Raw genomic sequence first — 18114 nt, 5'->3', positions numbered from 1 at the left:
TACCATATCGATACCTGTCAGCACTTTTAAGCAACTGGATAAACGAAAAATTATCATTTATTCTTCAGTTAATAACCATTATTAATCATTTCACTATGTTAAATCCTGTCTGGCTTATTACTTATAAAACACTGGTTGAAACCGGTCACTTCACCAAAACAGCAGAAAAGCTGTTTATGACCCAGCCGGGAGTGAGTCAACATATTAAAAAGCTTGAAACTGAACTGAATGTCAGCCTGCTGACCAAAATAGGCAAAAGATTTGAATTGACCGAAGCAGGACGGGAAGTCTACCTGCACGCCTGCCGGCAGGAAAAAACAGAGGCAAACCTCAAAGAGAAAATACAGAACGACTCTCCCTACTCCGGTGAGTGTCGCTTTGCTATGTCCGGCTCACTCAGTATGCAGATGTATCCTCTGCTACTAAAACGGCAGCTTGAACACCCGCAACTGACTATCTCTCTTGAGGCGGCACCAAATAGCAGAATAGCTCAGCTTCTGCTGGATAATCACATTCAGTTAGGTTTAATGACTCAGCAACTTCCGTCCGCTGATTTAGACTATAAAGTGATTGGAAATGAAGAGCTTTGCCTTATTGTCTCTAATCAACATCAGGATAAACCTTTTTCGCCGGGTCTGCTCAGCCAAATAGGATTAATTGATCATCCTGACTGCTCACACTACCTGAGCAAGATATTGACCCAGACAGGTTTTGCCAAATCTATAGAAACCATTGCTACAAAAGGGTATGTGAATCAGCTAAATCAGATACTTGTACCAGTCAGCCACAATATTGGTTTTACGGTTTTACCCGTGAGCGCTTATCTGGCCAGCCCGGAAAAAGATAAACTAGCGGTTATTCCTCTTCCCGATATCGTGAATGAAACTGTCTATCTGGTTAGCAAAAAACATCAAGTCCCTGCAAAACGGTACGACTGGTTTATTGATGCCATTAAACAGCAGTTTATCAGTTGAAAAATGCTTACAAACAGACCTTTAAAAACTCTGATGGCGTGTTTTCAACAAATAGCTTCCAGACATGCTGATACAGCTGCTTCTGATTTGGGAAGGGAACCAGAGATATCGCCTCCTGCAGTGAGCACCAGCGGTATTCTGTATGTTCTTCGTTCAGGACAACTTGCTGGTTTTCAAGGCATAACATGGCAAAAGTGGGAATAATTAACAGCTCATTACTTTTCGCATCATAAAACTGTTCCAGATACTCGCCATTATAGAGTTCAGCGGCTTCAATTCCGGTTTCTTCTTTCAGCTCACGAAGCATAGCCTGACCGGCCACCTCTCCGGATTCAATTTTACCGGCCACATGGCACCAATAGCCCTCTTTCGCTCTCTTCATAAGCAGCATTTTAGTTTCACCATCTTGCTTAGAAAGAACTACACCTGCCACAACAGAAGTGTTTATTGGAATCATTACTTGTCTCCCTTTAGCGCTTTCCAGTCTTTCAGACTGATTCTATACAGACAGTGCCTTTCCAGTTTATGACCGGCTTCTAGTTTGGGATGGTTGAAATCTCTGCCGGTATTTTGCATACCAATACGTTCCATCACTTTTCTTGAAGGCAAGTTCTCCAATACGGTAAAAGAGTAAACCGCATCAACGCCCAGATGACAAAAGGCGTAACTAAGTGCCCCCTGTGCCGCTTCAGTTGCAAAACCCATTCCCCAGTTGGAACGGGACAAGCGCCAGCCAATCTCGACAAAAGGAGTAAACGGGATGTCACTCTGCTCAGGCTGAGCCAAAAGTCCGACAAAACCGATAAACTCTGCGTTGTCTTTTCGTTCCACTGCCCAGAAGCCCCAGCCATTTTCATCAATCATGTTAGTCAGTCGGTTGATAACGGCATCACTGCGCTCCCGGGATAGGCACTCCGGAAAGTATTGCATCACTTTCGGGTCACTGTTCAGTTGGTAAAAAGGCAGTGCATCCTCTGATCTCCACTGCCTTAATATCAAACGGGAAGTTTCAATTATGGCTTTCATATCAGCTCCTTCCAGCGTTTAATGGCATCCGCCGCAGCCTTCTGGCCACATTGATAACCATGAAAAAGAGGTTTTGCCTCGCGGGTTAATCTCTTCAGACGAAAAGACTCCGGCGGGCATATCTCGACAATTTCCACCCCTTGCGGAGGATTGCGCATAAGTTCAATCGTCTGGTTGTAACGGGAAGCTCTGCCACACATAGGTTCTATTAATTCAGGTGTGTTCTTTAACAGTCGCTTCAGCAAAGCGGAGGACTTCTCTTCAGCTTTAACATAGCTAAACGGCCTGCTTCGCAGCACCATAATACGTTTTGCACCACGCCGTATTGCCTCTGCTACCGGTATAGCATCAGCCACTCCGCCATCGACATAACGTTTTCCGTCCGGCAGAACAACGCCATTACGATAAAGAACCGGAAGTGCACTGCTGGCTTTCATGGTTTCAACAAGGCTGTCAGGTTCAGCCAGAAGATACTCTGCTTTGCCTGTTTGCTGTTCAGTTACGGCAAGATAGAAAGGACGTTGGTGAGACTGGATGGTGTCAATATCTAGCCCCAGCTCTGCTATGGTGACTTTCCATAACCAGTCCAGATCCATCATATTTTTGCCGGTGATAAACCTTAACGGGCGAATAAACTCTTTACGGCAACTGTAGTCAGTATAAATCTTGAGGTTTCTGCCCGGCATATTAGCCAGAAAGGCCGCCAGATTAGACGCACCTGCGGAGACGCCCCAGAAACTGTCAAACGGGTTGAAATTGTCAGCCAGAAAGGTGTCAAGAATGCCGCAAGAAAAAACGGCGCGCATGGCGCCGCCTTCTACTATCAGGGCGTTAGCTCCGACCTGATCGATTTTGTCCCTCATCAGGCAACCACAAAGTAGAGGCCCATACCAGCAATAGCAGTACCCGACAGACGCATAAATTTGTCACCGTACTGATTGTTTTTGGCAAAGGTACCGATGACCACGCCGGCAATATGAATTGCTGCCGTTCCGCAGATAAAGCCTAAGGCATACATTATCGGGCTGGCTAACCCCGGCATTTCAACGCCGTGAGCATGGCCATGGAATACGGCAAACAGAGCCACAAACATCATGGTCCAAAGAGCAGAAAAGTGCTTGTTCGCTGCAATAGCCGCACCAAGGGCAAGGACAGACACAGCAATCCCCAGCTCTACAGATATCAGAGGGATCCCCATCATGCCAAGAATGCCGCCTAGCAGCATCACCACAACGAAAGTAACAGGGACGGACCAGATAGCCTTGCCGCCCATTTGAGCACTCAATATACCCACGCAGATCATGGCTAAAAGGTGGTCAAGCCCGAGCACAGGGTGATTTAAACCCGCCCAGAAACCAGTGCCTGACGCATCGGCGTGAGCATAAGCTAAGTTAGGAATGAATAGGGCCAGAGTAAGAATTAATTTTTTCATAGTTTCTCTTTATTATTGCTTTTTTGTTTAGTCCATACCCGCCAGCTCTTTATAAGAGCGGTGCTCCAAATCCTCATCTGACAGTCCAAAACCCGACGCCAGTTGAATCAGCTCTCTGCGGTAACTCTCTAGCAGGGACTCATCATCAGTCATAATGGCGAACTCGGCAAAGTCCCCCAACCCCTGTAAATGATCCAGCGTGATATGGTATTTGTTTACGAAGTAGATACTACGCATTTTTTCCATCCGGAACACTGGCAAATATCCCATTGTTGATAACATCTTAACGGATTTATTAACATCTGAAACATTGACCGCTTCACAGCGGTCAGTTTCCGGCCCTTTTACGATCCAGAGTTTAATACCGGAAGGTTGCATTTCACGCAGGCATACACTTTTGTTCTCTCGCTTAAGTCTGCGATCGGGAAAGTCAAAGTACTGATCAAACTCAGTGTTGTCTTCCAACATCACCTGATAATCGAGGGTATTTAAATGTTGTAGAAAGGCTGTTTTCGATCGAATACGGTACTTAAGTTCTACTTCGAACTTACCGTTAAAATGGTCATGACTCATTTGCTGTCTCGTAATGCATTGCCGGTCACTATGGTAACAAACCCTTATCGGGTTTAAAGCTAACTGGCCTGCTTAAATGAACGGAATGTACCATCTATCAGATATATCTGAGCCCTGGCAAGGGAGTTTGTCTCACCTTCCCTGAACTTTTTCAGAGCGAGTTCATAAACATCATCCAGATCGGCTTCTATCTCTAATAAGCCAATTAAAGTCAGATAGTGGTGAAGGGTTTTCAGTGTCATCTGCCCAAGGTTCGATTTCATAGCGGACAATTTTTTAGCGGCTTCGCCGGTATGCCCTTCCAGTAACCGCTTGTGCATCTGAAGTAACTCAAGGCGCCATTTATCATTATCGGATAGCTTCTTGTACTTAAAAAACTTTATCTGCAAGTCAAACTTAGTAAGGTAAAGGTGACGGGACTCTTCATCCTGCTGAGCCACATACAGAATGGATTTAAGATAGTCGAGAAGATTAAGAGGTTTATCCAGATAACCATCTTTATTTGTCTGGTAGCTTTCGTTGTTCAGCTTCATCGCCTTAAAGTATTCACCCTGAATAAGATACAAGGTAGACAATACCGCTTTGCGCTCAAAGTTGGCCGGGGTTAAAGCACACAGGGATTCAGCGACACTCTGGGCATTTTCGATATCACCAATACAGATATCCAAATCAATAATGGTGTCGTAGAGCTCGGGAGACATACGCACTTTATTGGCCAGAATATGTTTACGAATGGCATCGGCTTTCTTAATCTTCTTGGCCTGTATCAGAGACTTAAGATAACGGGCATATAACCAAGGGTGACTCACTTTATTGTCGATACGCTTGATCATGGATTCGTACAGGTTGAGCACAACCTCCTGCTCACCCATATTTTCGAATACACGCCCACGGGTTTCCATTATCTGATAGTAAAACTTAGGGTGGTATATTTCAGACAAGTTACACGCTGACAATAGCTTATTCTGATTAGGTTCGTTGGCCAGAACTAAAAGGCTACTCAGCTTATTTTTCTCTTCACAAACAGTAGAAATTTTCGCTTTCATTTTCGAGGCAGAAAACGGGCGCATCAAAAAGCCGTCCGGTTCCAGATCCATAATGCCGTAGAGTGACTTTTTATCTGAGGTGACAAATATTTTTACCGAAACATCACTCATAAATCCGGTTTGCTGAGCCGTATGATAAAACTCTTCTCTTACCTCACTCTGATCATAATCCATTACATAGATATCAAACGCGGGCTGAGTAATACGGCGTAAGGCGAGCTTAAAGTTATGAGTTGACTGGATATTATGTTCAGCAACACCAAGCGACTGCAAAGCGATAGAGATGGTATTGATATCTTTGATAGTACTACTAATGATAAGTACTCTCGCTTCACTAATTTTAATCATATCGTACACACTACAACCGGATTACCACATATAACTCAGCCTGATAGAGTAAATGCTTTACAGCAACAGTGTTAGTGTTTTTTTGTCATTTATCGCTGTTTATTACAACAGTGTGAAGCATATTCCGAAGCCGGAAGGTTAAAAGGTTGCTGCATACGCTCTCATAACTGAGCTGAAAGGGAAAAACTGTTGCCCGTCACACCTAACTGCCTTTACTCCGGAGCCGCAATAAAACTGGTTTCTTATTTTTCAGTTGATTAATGAGAATAAGCTCAAAGAGTTGCAGTTCAAACGTGTTGTACCATTACAGTTGCATAAAGTGGTATAGGATGCGCAATATGAAAGAGTTAATCACTGCACTGGCAGCACTTACATACACAGATCTGACGGTAATCTCTGTTTTTATCGGTTCGCTAGTTTCTCTGCTGCTGTTTTCTGATGCATGGCTTTCGTACGCTGTTAGTTATCGAGTCCGCAAGCTTACTATTGCGACACTGCATATCCTTAAATTCTCTTCTTTCTTCTATATTATTTTTGTTGTTGTCGCACAACGTAATGAACTGTTCAACCCACTAACCGCCTTTACCTTTGTATTTGCGATTTTAGCCCTGCAATTTATTAACTACCGCACCGAGTTTTGTCCGCACTGCCACCACAGGTCAGAAGGTCACAACTTCTTCTCAAAACCTAAGGTATGTGGCCATTGCGGACGGGAACTCAGATTAAGTAACCATATCTGATGACATCTACAAATCGACAGATATCACCTTCTGGACAGAAGTACATGACACAAAACCTCAAAAAGTACACGGAGCTCTTGCTAAAGAGATACTTTTACTAAGCAGCCTTATTCCATAAACAGTCCCTGATGATACTAGTTCTTCGCTAAACGACTCCTTAACTATAGATTTTTGACTAATGATCATAGACTTACCATATTAATCGGCTAATATCGAGTACCTAGCATTCGATTTAGGTTGCATATTCTCGGTCGGGTTTAAATAGTCAAATATAGAAGGAAATATCAGTGATAAGAATACTTATAATAGCCATATTTAGCAGTGTAATATTTGGTTGCAGTAGTCCAGATAAGGAAAAGGCTGTGCCTAAAGTGACATTCGATCACAACCAGCTAAAAGGAGACTGGCAATGTACTCTGCAAGAGCCTGATAAAGAAATAACCTATAAAAGCCACGTTACAAATGGTCCAGAAGATACTTACATTGAAACCGGAGTCTTCACAGGGCAAATGACGGATATAAAAAGCCCTTTCGTATATAAAATAATAATGTCCGGAGAGAAGCGCTCAAGCAGCAACAAAATTTACACTACAATTAATTACTATTATGTTGAAGCGGCAAATGAGCTCTCCGAACAGTTCTTTAAATTGTTTTTGAAGTCATTTGAGAAACAATTGAAGAGAGATAGGTACCGACAGGTCGATACTCTACATAGTCTCAGCTCGCAGCAATACAAATATGTCAACGATGACAACGAAGAAACAGTATGTTCTAAAGCAGTTAAATCTGATAGTTTTGAAGCGACACTAAAGCTCATGATGCCTGCTTACATTGATGATTTTAATAAAAAAGTAACAGTTATACCTAATAAGCAAGCCGATAAAAGACAACTGTCCGGTGACATGGAGGGTATGATTGTAAAAGAAACCACCAAATCCCATACTCTATTGAACAAAGAAACAATACTTACCGAAGTGGAAAAAACTCAATGGCATAATAAATTAATTACAAAATTATGCTTCAAACCAATTGGTAAACCATTTTGGGTTCACGGTGTGCCATTAACATATGAAGTTTACAATACCAATAACAGCCTTATCACATCTAGCACTTTTCTCTACTCCGAGTGTGACGCTATTAAGTAAATTTATGTTATTTCCAGAAAGGAAATAGGCTGCATAAAAGCGTTTTTAAGGTGATTTTTAGTCAACGAATAGCTTCCGAGGCCATTCGTTGACTATCATCATGCTCATTATTATCAGGGTAAAAGTTGCTTTTCGGTTGGTGAAGTCGCAAACAGAGTTCTACCACTCCGTCTTTAATTACTATTCATAAACAGCCTTAAAAGTCAGAAGTAATCAATAATTAAATATCATTAAAATCGAGTGCATTATTTCAATATGCAACCTATTCCAAGTTATTGCCAAAAGAATTTAGTTTATGGTAGATTCCTGCCCAATCTCGGAGCACACGATTGCAACATATCGTTCTCTGGGGGATACGCGTAGTGACCATTCGGGCTGATTGCATCACTGCGTAGGGTAGGTACCGACAAAGCCATTTGCCGGTAGAAGGGATACTAATGCTGTGACCAAACAGCATATTTATGGGAAACCCAACAGTGACATCTTTAAACAAACACACACTAATCAGCTTTATTCTGCCTAAATGCCCTGTTTCACAAAACAGGTCTATTACGGAACCTTGATTACTCCCCAATCAAAATAATAAGTCGCGTTTATCGTGACGGCCTATCTGTATCTGCTATTTAACCAATAGCAAATGCGGAGGCGCATCTGTATACCCTGTATTTGCCTGACCAGCAAAGTACGGGAAACGAGTCATTATATTTCAATGGATTATGTAGCATGAGCACAGCCTTTGAAGTCGATAATACCATCGCAAATTACTTTCCCTCTCAGGTTCCGGTTGTAGAAGGCATCTATGACTTAACACCTGACGAGCTTCTTATTGAACAGGCTGAACACGAATCCGAGGTTCGCTCTTATCCGCGCCGTCTTCCCCTCGCAATTAAGCAGGCCTACGGCTGCTTAGTGGAAGATACACGCGGGCAGATCTTTCTCGACTGTCTTGCCGGTGCGGGCACTTTAGCTCTGGGTTATAACCACCCGGAAATCAATCAGGCACTAAAAGATCAGTTGGATTCCGGCCTGCCCTATCAGACGCTGGATATCGCCACTTCTGCCAAAAACAATTTTATTAAGTCTGTCAAAGCGTTTCTGCCACAAGAGCTCAGTGATAACTCTGTTATCCAGTTCTGCGGCCCTTCCGGTGCTGATGCCGTTGAAGCCGCCATCAAACTGGCAAAGCAAACCACCGGCCGGAATACCATGTTTGCCTTCCGCGGTGCCTACCATGGGATGACCAACGGCACCATGGCAATGATGGGTAATCTGGATACCAAAGCCCGTCGCAGCGGCTTAATGTCAGATGTTCATTTTATGCCATTCCCGTATAGCCTGCGCTGCCCGTTTGGTTTAGGTGGTGATGAAGGTGCAAAAGCCGGCATTCGCTATATCGAACGTCTGCTGAACGATGATGAAGCAGGCATTATGAAGCCTGCCGCTATCATCGTGGAGCCGGTGCAGGGCGAAGGCGGAGTGATTCCGGCTCCGGCATTCTGGCTACGCGAGCTACGCCGTATCTGCGATGAGCACAATATTTTGCTGATTTTTGATGAAATTCAATGTGGTGTCGGTAAATCCGGCTATAACTTTGCCTTCGAAGAAGCGGGCATTGTGCCGGATATTCTCTGTCTGTCTAAAGCCATTGGCGGCGGTATGCCGATGTCCCTGCTGGTGATCAACAAGCAACACGACACATGGAAGCCGGGTGAGCACACAGGTACTTTCCGGGGAAACCAGTTAGCTATGGTTTCCGGTGCAAAAGCACTGGAAATTATCCAGCGGGACAAGCTTGTTGAGCACGCAAATGTTGCCGGTCAGTACCTGCGCTTAGGCCTTGAAAACCTTCAGCAGCGGGTAAATTGCATTGCTGAAGTTCGTGGCAAGGGATTAATGCTTGGCGTTGAGATTCAAAACCCGCACAGCAAGTTAAACAAGTTCGGCGAACCTCTTGCCGATGGAGAGTTAACGCTGGCAGTTCAACGCGCCGCTCTTGAACGCGGTCTGATGGTTGAAAAAGGTGGTCGCGACGGCTCGGTTATCCGTTTCTTACCGCCACTAATTATCTCTTTCGACCAAATTGATTTCGCCCTGCGTGCGCTTGAAGACGCTATTATCGCCGCTGGCGGAAGCTATGTTGAAAGCGAACCTCAGCAAGAGTGGAAGCAGCACTTTATCCAGACAGGCGAGCTGGGCAGCCATGAGTTTGCTTCGGTAATGAATCACACCACCTCTGCGATGAAGTCGGTGTTTGAGCAGGTCAATGCCCCCTACTCCGGCCTTGATCCGCTGCAACTAGAAGCAGCAATTAATGCCGTTGATCTGGATAATAAAAATGCATCAATTAAGTCAGTGATTGATGAAACCGCTGATCTGGTAGCCAGAAACGCCATCTTCACTCAGCATCCTGACTGTATCGCTCACCTGCACACGCCTCCTTTAATGCCTGCCATTGCCGCAGAAGCTATGATTGCGGCACTGAATCAGTCGATGGACTCATGGGATCAAGCCTCTTCTGCCACTTACGTTGAACAGAAAGTGGTGAACTGGCTATGTGATAAGTATGAGATGAGTGATAAAGCGGACGGCATTTTCACCAGCGGCGGAACCCAGAGTAACCAGATGGGGCTCATGCTGGCCCGCGACTGGATAGCCGATAAGCTAAGTAGCCACTCGATTCAGCAGCTAGGGCTTCCTGATTACGCAGATAAATTACGTATTGTCTGTTCTGAGAAATCGCACTTTACTGTGCAAAAATCAGCGTCTTGGATGGGGCTTGGCGAGAAAGCAGTAATAACGGTTAAAGCTAACCCTGACGGCACTATGGATGTGACCTGTCTGGAACACGTGCTGACGCAGGCAAAACAGGACGGGCTGATTCCGTTCGCCATTGTAGGCACGGCCGGTACCACGGATCACGGTGCAATTGATGACCTTGAGGTTATTGCAGATATTGCCGCCAGACACCAGATGTGGATGCACGTTGATGGCGCTTATGGCGGAGCATTGATACTCAGCAGCCATAAATCACGTCTGAAAGGTATTGAACGTGCCGATTCCGTCAGCGTCGATTTCCACAAGCTCTTCTATCAGACAATTAGCTGCGGCAGTCTGCTGGTCAATGACAGATCTAACTTCCGCTTCCTGCTTCATCACGCCGATTATCTGAATCGCGAGCATGATGAACTGCCGAATCTGGTAGATAAATCCATTGCGACTACCAAACGTTTTGATGCATTAAAAGTCTTTATGACCATGCAAAACGTCGGCCCGCAGGCATTAGGTGAAATGGTCGATCACCTGCTGACACAAACTCAGCAGGTCGCAGAGATGATTCGCTCAAATGACCAGTTTGAGTTGCTGGTTGAACCCTCACTTTCAACGGTTCTGTTCCGTGTAACCCACGAATCTGCTGACCTTGATGAGTTGAATAAAGCCGTCCGCCTTGAAGCGCTGACCCGCGGAGTCGCTGTTTTGGGAGAAACCATCGTAGATGGTAAATCCGCACTTAAATTCACTATTTTAAATCCTTGTCTGAAACCTTCAGACTTCGAATCTTTAATCAATAAAATCAACACGCTAGCCATTGAGCTAGCATAATACAGGGAACATAAATTATGGCAGTTCTACAAATTGGTGCCGGCGGTGTTGGCTGGGTTGTTGCACATAAAGCAGCACAAAATAACGATGTTCTGGGTGATATCACTCTGGCCTCAAGAACCATTGCAAAATGTGAAAAAATCATTGAATCGATTCATAAAAAGAACAATCTGAAAGACGCAGCAAAGAAGCTGGAAGCGCGTGAAGTTAACGCAGATGATGTTGATTCTCTGGTTGCCCTGATTAAAGAAGTGCAACCGGATCTGGTGATTAATGCTGGTCCTCCTTGGGTAAACATGTCCATTATGGAAGCGTGTTATCAGGCGAAAGTCTCCTATCTGGATACATCAGTGGCCGTTGACCTCTGCTCTGAAGGTCAGCAAGTTCCTCAGGCTTATGACTGGCAATGGGGCTACCGTGAAAAGTTCGAACAGGCAGGCATCACAGGCATCCTTGGTGCCGGTTTCGATCCGGGTGTGGTTTCTATCTTCGCTGCCTATGCCGTTAAGCACCTATTTGATGAAATCGACACCATTGATGTTATGGACGTCAACGCCGGCGACCACGGCAAGAAGTTCGCTACTAACTTCGATCCGGAAACCAATATGCTTGAAATTCAGGGTGACTCTTTCTACTGGGAAAACGAGGAGTGGAAACAAGTTCCTTGTCACTCCCGTATGCTTGAGTTTGAGTTCCCTAATTGTGGCTCACACAAAGTGTACTCAATGGCACACGATGAAGTCCGCTCTCTGAAAGAATTTATCCCGGCTAAACGCATTGAGTTCTGGATGGGCTTTGGTGACCGTTACCTGAACTACTTTAACGTAATGCGTGATATCGGCCTGCTAAGTCCAGATCCGCTGACACTGAACGACGGTACTGTGGTTCAGCCTCTTCATGTACTTAAGGCATTGCTGCCGGATCCCACTTCACTGGCACCGGGCTACACCGGCCTGACATGCATCGGTACCTGGGTTCAGGGCAAAAAAGATGGCAAAGAGCGTAGCGTATTTATCTACAACAACGCCGATCACGAAGTTGCCTACGAAGACGTTGAGCATCAGGCGATCTCATACACAACAGGTGTTCCTGCTATTACAGCTGCACTGCAATACTTCCGTGGTAAATGGGCCGATAAAGGCGTGTTTAATATGGAACAGTTGGATCCAGACCCATTCCTTGAAACCATGCCTGAGATCGGTCTGGACTGGCATGTTCAGGAACTGGAGCCGGGACAGCCGGTTATCAATAAGCTGAAATAAGCCTGACCACGAATTTGCTTAATTAAGACAAGCAGCCTGATAGCCACTCAGGCTGTTTTTGCCATTTAAAGGATAGAGTTGAACTGTAGCTATGGACAAAGAGCAGCTAAAAACCCCTTACTTTATGATCAATGAAGATAAGTTGATTGAAAATCTGGAAAAAGCCAGACAGTTAAAGGAGAGCTCAGGCGTTAAGCTTGTATTGGCGCTAAAGTGCTTCTCAACCTGGGGAGTGTTTGACATTATCAAACCCTATCTGGACGGCACCACCAGCTCAGGCCCATTTGAAGTAAAGCTTGGTCACGAAACCTTTGGCGGAGAAACCCACGCCTACAGTGTCGGCTACAGTGAAGCGGATGTTCGTGATGTGGCTGATATCTGTGACAAGATGATCTTTAACTCGCAATCGCAACTTGCCGCTTACCGCCATATTGTGGAAGGTAAAGCATCACTGGGGCTTCGTCTAAACCCCGGAGTAAGCTATGCCGGTCAGGATTTAGCCAATCCGGCCCGCCAGTTCTCTCGTCTCGGGGTTCAAGCCGACCATATTGATCCGCAAGTGTTTGAAAGCATTGATGGTGCTATGTTCCATATAAACTGTGAGAACAAAGATGTGGATGCCTTTATTCGATTGCTCGATTCCATTTCTGATCAGTTTGGTCACTATCTGGATAAGCTGGACTGGGTAAGTATGGGCGGCGGAGTGTTCTTTACCTGGCCGGGCTATGATATTGAAAAACTGGGTCAGGCACTGAAAGCATTCTCCCAAAAGCATGACGTGCAGCTGTATCTGGAGCCGGGCGAAGCCATCATCACCAAAACCACGGATCTTGTGGTGACTGTGGTAGATATCGTTGAGAACGGCAAAACAACCGCTATTGTTGATTCAGCGACCGAGGCACATCGTCTGGATACGTTGATCTACAACGAACCGGCGTCCATTCTGCAAGCCTCTAAGAATGGAGAGCATGAGTACGTTATCGGTTCTTGTTCCTGCCTTGCCGGCGATCAGTTCTGCGAAGCAAGCTTTGAGCAACCATTAGAGATTGGTCAGCGGCTACACATACTCGACAGCGCCGGTTACACCATGGTGAAACTAAACTGGTTTAACGGTCTGCGCATGCCATCTGTGTATTGTGAGCGTTCAAATGGAGATATTCAGAAACTGAATGAGTTTGATTATTCAGATTTCAAACGCTCACTTTCGCAATGGAGCGTCTCTTAGTTATCCTGTTGTGGTTATCCATCGGCTCTAAGCAGTTTTCTCTGCTTAGAGCTTTTGTCGGATTATCAGCTTCTCCGGCTGTAAAGTTCACCATGTTCCGGAAGATACTCATCACCAAGTTGCTGACGAATATCAGCATTCTCCAGCTGCTCTACAGGTTTTCCGTAAACGTACACATCGATAAGCTCACCGGTTTCGTCACACTCAACTTTAGTCACCACTCTGTGATAACCATCCGGCTCAGTTATGCGTTCAAGTACATCCATCTCAGCCAGCTCTTCAGCATTCGCCAGATAGACTTCACCTCTGATTCTGTGCCCTTTCCCTACATCCAGAACCATCCAGGGTGTGTACCTTTCCCCTTCAAGATAAAGAGGAAATGACTCCGTGGTGCGGAAACTACTCCTGAAGCGAAGGCCTTTATTTATATGGTGATTCGGGAAGCCTGCTTTAAGCGTGCCGTAAACAAAAACTTTATCCTTTTCCATTAAACATCATTCCGTTTTTTCTAATCCGTAACGGGAAAAATTACCCGTGAATCAATACGATGTCAAAGAGGCTGCTGAAAACTCTCTGATTTTTCAGGGTAAATGGTATATAAATAGTCTTATACCACTCAAACTATGGACAGTTATATGACGCTCAGAGAGATCCTTCAGGTACGGAATGTCCGCTACTTTTTAATGTTCCGTTGTAGCTACTTTGCGCGTTTTTACTATCCGGTTTTCACCCTACTCTACTTAGATTATGGCCTGACACTCTCTCAGTTTGCCATGCTTAATGTGGTCTGGGCAGCAACCATTGTGCTGGCTGAAGTGCCCTCCGGCGCCTTTGCTGACACCCTTGGCCGCAAAAAACTGGTGGTGCTCTCCTCGCTGGTTATGTTTATTGAGATCGCCATGATCGCTTTTGTTCCCACCGGCAACCCTACTCTGGTATTTATGGTCTTTCTGGTCAACCGGGTATTAAGTGGCTTAGCAATGGCTCTGGCAAGTGGTGCTGATGAAGCGCTGGCTTATGACACGTTAAAGGAGCAAGGCAAAGAAGATATCTGGCCTCAGGTGTTACAAATCCAGATCCGTATCGCTTCTGGCGTCGGCATTTTCGTTACTCTGTTGGGTGCCGCCATGTACGATGTGAACTTTATGGCTGGCCTCTATTCCGCCCTTGGCTTCGCTGAGCCGGAAACCACACAGGACATTATGCGCATCCCTGTCTATGCCACCTTACTTGTTGCCATGGTGGCCATTTTTGCCGCAACCAGTATGCGGGAAAAGAAAAAGCAGCGGCCGAAAGAGAGCAGTAACTGGGAAACCACTGTGGCAAGTATGAAGCTCACCCTCAACACGGGAAAGTGGGTACTTTCAACCCCTTATGTACTTTTTATTCTGCTTTACTACAGCCTGTTTGAGCACACTTCCCGTATGTTTCTAACCATGAACAGCCAGTATTATCGCGCTATCGACATCCCCATTATTTACTTTGGTTTAATTGGTGCCGGGGTAAGCGTTTTTCAGATATTACTGGCAGGGCAAAGCCGCCGGCTGGCAGAAAGTATCGCACCAAAACCCTTTATTGCCGCTATGGGTTTAGCGACTATGGCAACCTATTACTGTATTAGCCTTGGCTGGCCTATCTATGGGGTCATACCCGCGCTGATGCTGATCTTTATTATTATGACCATGAATATCTTTATCAGTTATCACCTGAATAAAAAGACCGAGTCCCATAACAGAGCAACGGTTCTCAGCTTTAAGGGGCTGATGTTTAACTTAGGTTACGGCTTGATAGGCATGTTATACGCCTACTACTATAAGTTGATATCTCAGGGCTACAGCGAAGATCAAATCGAGCAAAATCTCGACTTTCTAGCCTCACTCTCTTCGTTCTTCTACTATTTCACCTTTTTGTTTGTGGCGGTCAGTCTGTTTTTCTTTATTAAAGATAAACAGAAGGCAATTTTCTGAAAGGAGTAAAGCCATTCTGAAATAGTGACAACAAATACAGACTCTTCTACCTTTAAAGATATGTCTGGCAATAGGTAGGGGCTGATGGGTTGACTAGTATCGACCTTAAAAAAGAACGATGAAATCTTTTATTCTGTCGACAATATTGCTGCTCATAACTTCCGTTCTGTCTGCGACAGAGCTGACTTTTTATACTGAAGAAAGTCCCCCCTTTCAGGTTGCCGGCAATAGCCAGCGCATGAGTGGAATTTCCGTAGAGATTCTGGAGCTGGCTCTGAATGAAACACCTTATACCGCCAATTACAAGATTCTGCCCTGGGCAAGGGCAATCGATCAGCTTGAAAAAACACCTAACTCCTTTCTGTTCTCAATGATTCGTACACCACAGAGGGAAAACCAATATATCTGGGTAGGAAAGCTGTTTGCCATTGAAATTCATCTATGGGCGTTAAAGAAAAATCCCCATATAAGCATCTCTGACGTTAAAGATTTTCAGCGCTACAGCATAGGCGCACTGTACAAAAATATTGAGCACGACTATTTCCGCTCAATTGGCTTAGAAGATAACTTAGATCTGGGCTATAGCCCGCTAAAACTTACTCAAAAACTGTTCCGCAACAGAGTAGATATTATTCCTTCTAATGAGCATATTCTGAAATACCAACTAACAAACGAACCCTCTCTGAAAAACTATAAATTCAGTGAACTTGAGCGACTTATAACCATTGAAGAGATTTCAGGAGAGGCTTACCTGGTCACTAACAAGAAGACCCCGGCAGCCATGGTGCTGCAACTTAGGGCAGCACTAAAAAAAGTGCGCCAGACTCCTGAATACCGACAAATTCTTCGTGGTAAAGATTAACGAGTTTGTGACAAAGAGAAAGAGCACCATATCGGTGCCCTTCTCTAACCGGAGTTACCGCCAACTAAGAATAAGAAGCGACTGATTCGCCCAAATCGTATTGAGCAATCTGAAGCTTGAGAGACTTGGACATTCTGGTCAGTTCCTCTACCTTCTTCTCCAGTTCAGCAACCCTGTCAGCCGTACTATATGACTGAGTGCTGATTGAAGAAACATTCTGGTTCATCTCTTCAGCAACACTCGATTGCTCTTCCGCCGCCGTAGCAATCTGCATATTCATGTCATTAACATCCGTCACAGATTCGACTATCTCAGTAAAGGCTGATTCGGTGCTCTGAATCTGTTCTACTGAAGATAAAACCTTCTGCATACCATCTTCTACCGCAAGCACAGCACTCTTACTTCCCATTTGCAGTTTTTCTATCATGGTATCAATTTCAACTGTAGACTCCTGCGTTCTGGAAGCCAGTGTTCTTACTTCATCCGCTACTACAGCGAAACCACGTCCCGCTTCGCCGGCTCTTGCCGCTTCAATAGCCGCATTCAGTGCCAACAGGTTAGTCTGATCAGAGATACCGTTAATGGAATCGGTAATATCTTTAATTTGCTGGCACTCTTCAGCCAGTTCAGTAATGGATTCTGAAATAGAGGTCAGGCTGGCGGAGAGCTCCAGAATCATTTCCCGGGTCTCAGACACAATAGCTTTACCACTTTGAGCAACAGTATCCGCGTTTGCCGCCAGATCTGATGTTCTTGAGGTATTCTGGGCAATCTCAGCGACCGTTGAACTCATTTCATTCATGGCCGTTGCAACCAGCTCTGTCTCAGTATGCTGAATATTCATACTGTCTTTGGTGGCATTACTGGTTTCTGACAACACATCTGTTGCCACGACCAAATCAACTGAGGATTCACCAAAGCGGCCTATTACTGCTTTCAGTCTGCCTTGCAACATTTTGGCCGTCATAACGGTTTCGCCAATCTCATCCTTCTTCAGGATCTCAATCCGCTCAGTCAGGTCACCAGTGGAAATTCGTTTCAGAATGTGAGTTAGCCGGTTAACCCGCTTAACCACATCGCCGTTAATCAGGTGCAGTAACATGCCAAACAGGAACAGCAGCCATAGGTTGCCGGCAATGTGCAGAATATCAGAGCTAAACAGCTTGCCATCTATCCACTGAGTAAAGGCCACAGTGGAAAAGGCCAGCGCCAAAATGCTTCTTACTTTGGTCGCTAACGTGAGCTGACTTAATGGGTTAGGCTTTGGCAGTGATTTGTCCGGATTACTGCGTAAATCGCGGTAAAGAGATTCAGCGTTTTCGATTTGCTGCCTTGTCGGGCAACTGCGAACCGATTGGTAGCCAACCTTTACCCCATTCTCGAACACGGGAGTAACATAAGCATCAACCCAGTAATAGTCACCGTTTTTACAACGGTTTTTTACCATACCCTGCCAGGGTTTATCTGCTTTAATCGTTGCCCATAAATCGGCAAAAGCAGCTTTGGGCATATCTTCATGACGAACGATATTGTGGTTTGCCCCCACCAGCTCTTCTTCTGAGTAACCGCATATAACAATAAAATCCCGGTTGGCATACTGAATAACACCTTCAAGATTTGTAACTGATACAAGTGTTGCGTTCTCAGCAAACTTTCTTTCTTGACTAGACATACTTTACTTAAAGTCCTTAAATAATTTTTTATAGTTTTTACTAACTATTTGTTTATTTGAATATTATTTAAGCCAACTAACTTCGGGGCTATAATGCTCTAGTTGCACAAGAAATGGATTGATCGAGGTCATTAGGACGGTATCAAATACAGGATGTCATACGTTTAGAGTGGAATTTTTGTTCTGTTAGTGACTGAAGTGGTAATAGTGACAACATAAACTGGCAGCTGAAAGTACCGTAA

General features: G+C 44.9%; 16 protein-coding genes. 8 read left to right on the top strand and 8 right to left on the bottom strand.

Translation table 11 applies throughout. The features are described 5' to 3' along the window. Positions 1-95 precede the first annotated feature (95 nt). Positions 96-974, top strand: a complete 879-nt coding sequence (locus PK654_RS18235) for a LysR family transcriptional regulator (RefSeq protein WP_271700495.1) — start codon at positions 96-98, stop codon at positions 972-974. A gap of 7 nt (positions 975-981) precedes the next feature. Here the strand turns inward: PK654_RS18235 and PK654_RS18230 are convergent, their stop codons facing one another. Genes PK654_RS18230 through PK654_RS18205 form a run of 6 tightly spaced genes read right to left on the bottom strand, consistent with a single transcriptional unit; the run spans position 982 to position 5399 of the window. Next, a complete protein-coding gene (locus PK654_RS18230) occupies positions 982-1431 on the bottom strand; it encodes an NUDIX hydrolase (RefSeq protein ID WP_271700494.1) in 450 nt (149 codons plus the stop codon). Continuing rightward, positions 1431-1991, bottom strand: a complete 561-nt coding sequence (locus tag PK654_RS18225) for a GNAT family N-acetyltransferase (RefSeq protein ID WP_443088765.1) — start codon at positions 1989-1991, stop codon at positions 1431-1433. Before PK654_RS18225 ends, PK654_RS18230 begins: the two co-directional genes overlap by 1 nt. A 5-nt stretch (positions 1992-1996) precedes the next feature. Continuing rightward, on the bottom strand, positions 1997-2851 hold the full coding sequence (locus PK654_RS18220; protein WP_271700718.1) for a patatin-like phospholipase family protein: 855 nt from the start codon (positions 2849-2851) through the stop codon (positions 1997-1999). A gap of 11 nt (positions 2852-2862) precedes the next feature. After that, complete coding sequence (locus tag PK654_RS18215) at positions 2863-3432, bottom strand: HupE/UreJ family protein (protein WP_271700492.1); 570 nt, start codon at positions 3430-3432, stop codon at positions 2863-2865. 27 nt (positions 3433-3459) lie between these two features. Further along, entirely contained in the window at positions 3460-4005 is a 546-nt protein-coding gene (cyaB, locus tag PK654_RS18210) for a class IV adenylate cyclase (RefSeq protein ID WP_271700491.1), read from the bottom strand. Positions 4006-4064: 59 nt separating this feature from the next. Beyond that, on the bottom strand, positions 4065-5399 hold the full coding sequence (locus tag PK654_RS18205; RefSeq protein WP_271700490.1) for a hypothetical protein: 1335 nt from the start codon (positions 5397-5399) through the stop codon (positions 4065-4067). A 338-nt stretch (positions 5400-5737) separates the two neighbouring features. Here PK654_RS18205 and PK654_RS18200 point away from each other — a divergent pair, with 338 nt between their 5' ends. The 5 genes from PK654_RS18200 (at position 5738) to nspC (ending at position 13371) form a co-directional block, all read left to right on the top strand. Next, positions 5738-6139: a hypothetical protein gene (locus tag PK654_RS18200; protein WP_271700489.1), complete on the top strand. Its 402-nt coding sequence runs from the start codon at positions 5738-5740 to the stop codon at positions 6137-6139. 287 nt (positions 6140-6426) lie between these two features. Further along, complete coding sequence (locus tag PK654_RS18195; protein ID WP_271700488.1) at positions 6427-7284, top strand: hypothetical protein; 858 nt, start codon at positions 6427-6429, stop codon at positions 7282-7284. 723 nt (positions 7285-8007) lie between these two features. Then, positions 8008-10884, top strand: a complete 2877-nt coding sequence (locus PK654_RS18190) for a pyridoxal phosphate-dependent class III aminotransferase (protein ID WP_271700487.1) — start codon at positions 8008-8010, stop codon at positions 10882-10884. Between the two features lie 17 nt (positions 10885-10901). After that, positions 10902-12146, top strand: coding sequence for a carboxynorspermidine synthase (locus PK654_RS18185; RefSeq protein WP_271700486.1), 1245 nt, complete (start codon positions 10902-10904; stop codon positions 12144-12146). Between the two features lie 91 nt (positions 12147-12237). Further along, complete coding sequence (nspC, locus tag PK654_RS18180; protein ID WP_271700485.1) at positions 12238-13371, top strand: carboxynorspermidine decarboxylase; 1134 nt, start codon at positions 12238-12240, stop codon at positions 13369-13371. 65 nt (positions 13372-13436) lie between these two features. Here nspC and PK654_RS18175 read toward each other — a convergent pair whose 3' ends face one another. Continuing rightward, the gene (locus PK654_RS18175) at positions 13437-13859 is read right to left on the bottom strand and encodes a gamma-glutamylcyclotransferase family protein (protein WP_271700484.1); all 423 of its coding nucleotides are present in this window, start codon (positions 13857-13859) and stop codon (positions 13437-13439) included. A 147-nt stretch (positions 13860-14006) separates the two neighbouring features. On the opposite strand from PK654_RS18175, the gene PK654_RS18170 reads away from it, so the two are divergent. After that, positions 14007-15338, top strand: coding sequence for an MFS transporter (locus PK654_RS18170; protein WP_271700483.1), 1332 nt, complete (start codon positions 14007-14009; stop codon positions 15336-15338). 118 nt (positions 15339-15456) lie between these two features. Continuing rightward, complete coding sequence (locus tag PK654_RS18165) at positions 15457-16200, top strand: substrate-binding periplasmic protein (RefSeq protein ID WP_271700482.1); 744 nt, start codon at positions 15457-15459, stop codon at positions 16198-16200. A 64-nt stretch (positions 16201-16264) separates the two neighbouring features. On the opposite strand, the gene PK654_RS18160 is transcribed toward PK654_RS18165, so the two are convergent. Continuing rightward, entirely contained in the window at positions 16265-17872 is a 1608-nt protein-coding gene (locus PK654_RS18160) for a methyl-accepting chemotaxis protein (RefSeq protein ID WP_271700481.1), read from the bottom strand. Positions 17873-18114: the final 242 nt, after the last annotated feature.

The organism is Vibrio sp. SCSIO 43137 (assembly GCF_028201475.1).
GTDB lineage: Bacteria > Pseudomonadota > Gammaproteobacteria > Enterobacterales > Vibrionaceae > Vibrio.
Note: the sequence above shows the minus strand (reverse complement) of the source record. Positions and strands in the feature narration are given on the sequence as shown.

Coding starts and splice junctions, on each gene's coding strand:
- PK654_RS18235 (WP_271700495.1), top strand. CDS start 96: ATGTTAAATCCTGTCTGGCTTATTACTTATAAAACACTGGTTGAAACC.
- PK654_RS18230 (WP_271700494.1), bottom strand. CDS start 1,431: ATGATTCCAATAAACACTTCTGTTGTGGCAGGTGTAGTTCTTTCTAAG.
- PK654_RS18215 (WP_271700492.1), bottom strand. CDS start 3,432: ATGAAAAAATTAATTCTTACTCTGGCCCTATTCATTCCTAACTTAGCT.
- cyaB (WP_271700491.1), bottom strand. CDS start 4,005: ATGAGTCATGACCATTTTAACGGTAAGTTCGAAGTAGAACTTAAGTAC.
- PK654_RS18205 (WP_271700490.1), bottom strand. CDS start 5,399: ATGATTAAAATTAGTGAAGCGAGAGTACTTATCATTAGTAGTACTATC.
- PK654_RS18200 (WP_271700489.1), top strand. CDS start 5,738: ATGAAAGAGTTAATCACTGCACTGGCAGCACTTACATACACAGATCTG.
- PK654_RS18190 (WP_271700487.1), top strand. CDS start 8,008: ATGAGCACAGCCTTTGAAGTCGATAATACCATCGCAAATTACTTTCCC.
- PK654_RS18185 (WP_271700486.1), top strand. CDS start 10,902: ATGGCAGTTCTACAAATTGGTGCCGGCGGTGTTGGCTGGGTTGTTGCA.
- nspC (WP_271700485.1), top strand. CDS start 12,238: ATGGACAAAGAGCAGCTAAAAACCCCTTACTTTATGATCAATGAAGAT.
- PK654_RS18175 (WP_271700484.1), bottom strand. CDS start 13,859: ATGGAAAAGGATAAAGTTTTTGTTTACGGCACGCTTAAAGCAGGCTTC.
- PK654_RS18170 (WP_271700483.1), top strand. CDS start 14,007: ATGACGCTCAGAGAGATCCTTCAGGTACGGAATGTCCGCTACTTTTTA.
- PK654_RS18165 (WP_271700482.1), top strand. CDS start 15,457: ATGAAATCTTTTATTCTGTCGACAATATTGCTGCTCATAACTTCCGTT.
- PK654_RS18160 (WP_271700481.1), bottom strand. CDS start 17,872: ATGTCTAGTCAAGAAAGAAAGTTTGCTGAGAACGCAACACTTGTATCA.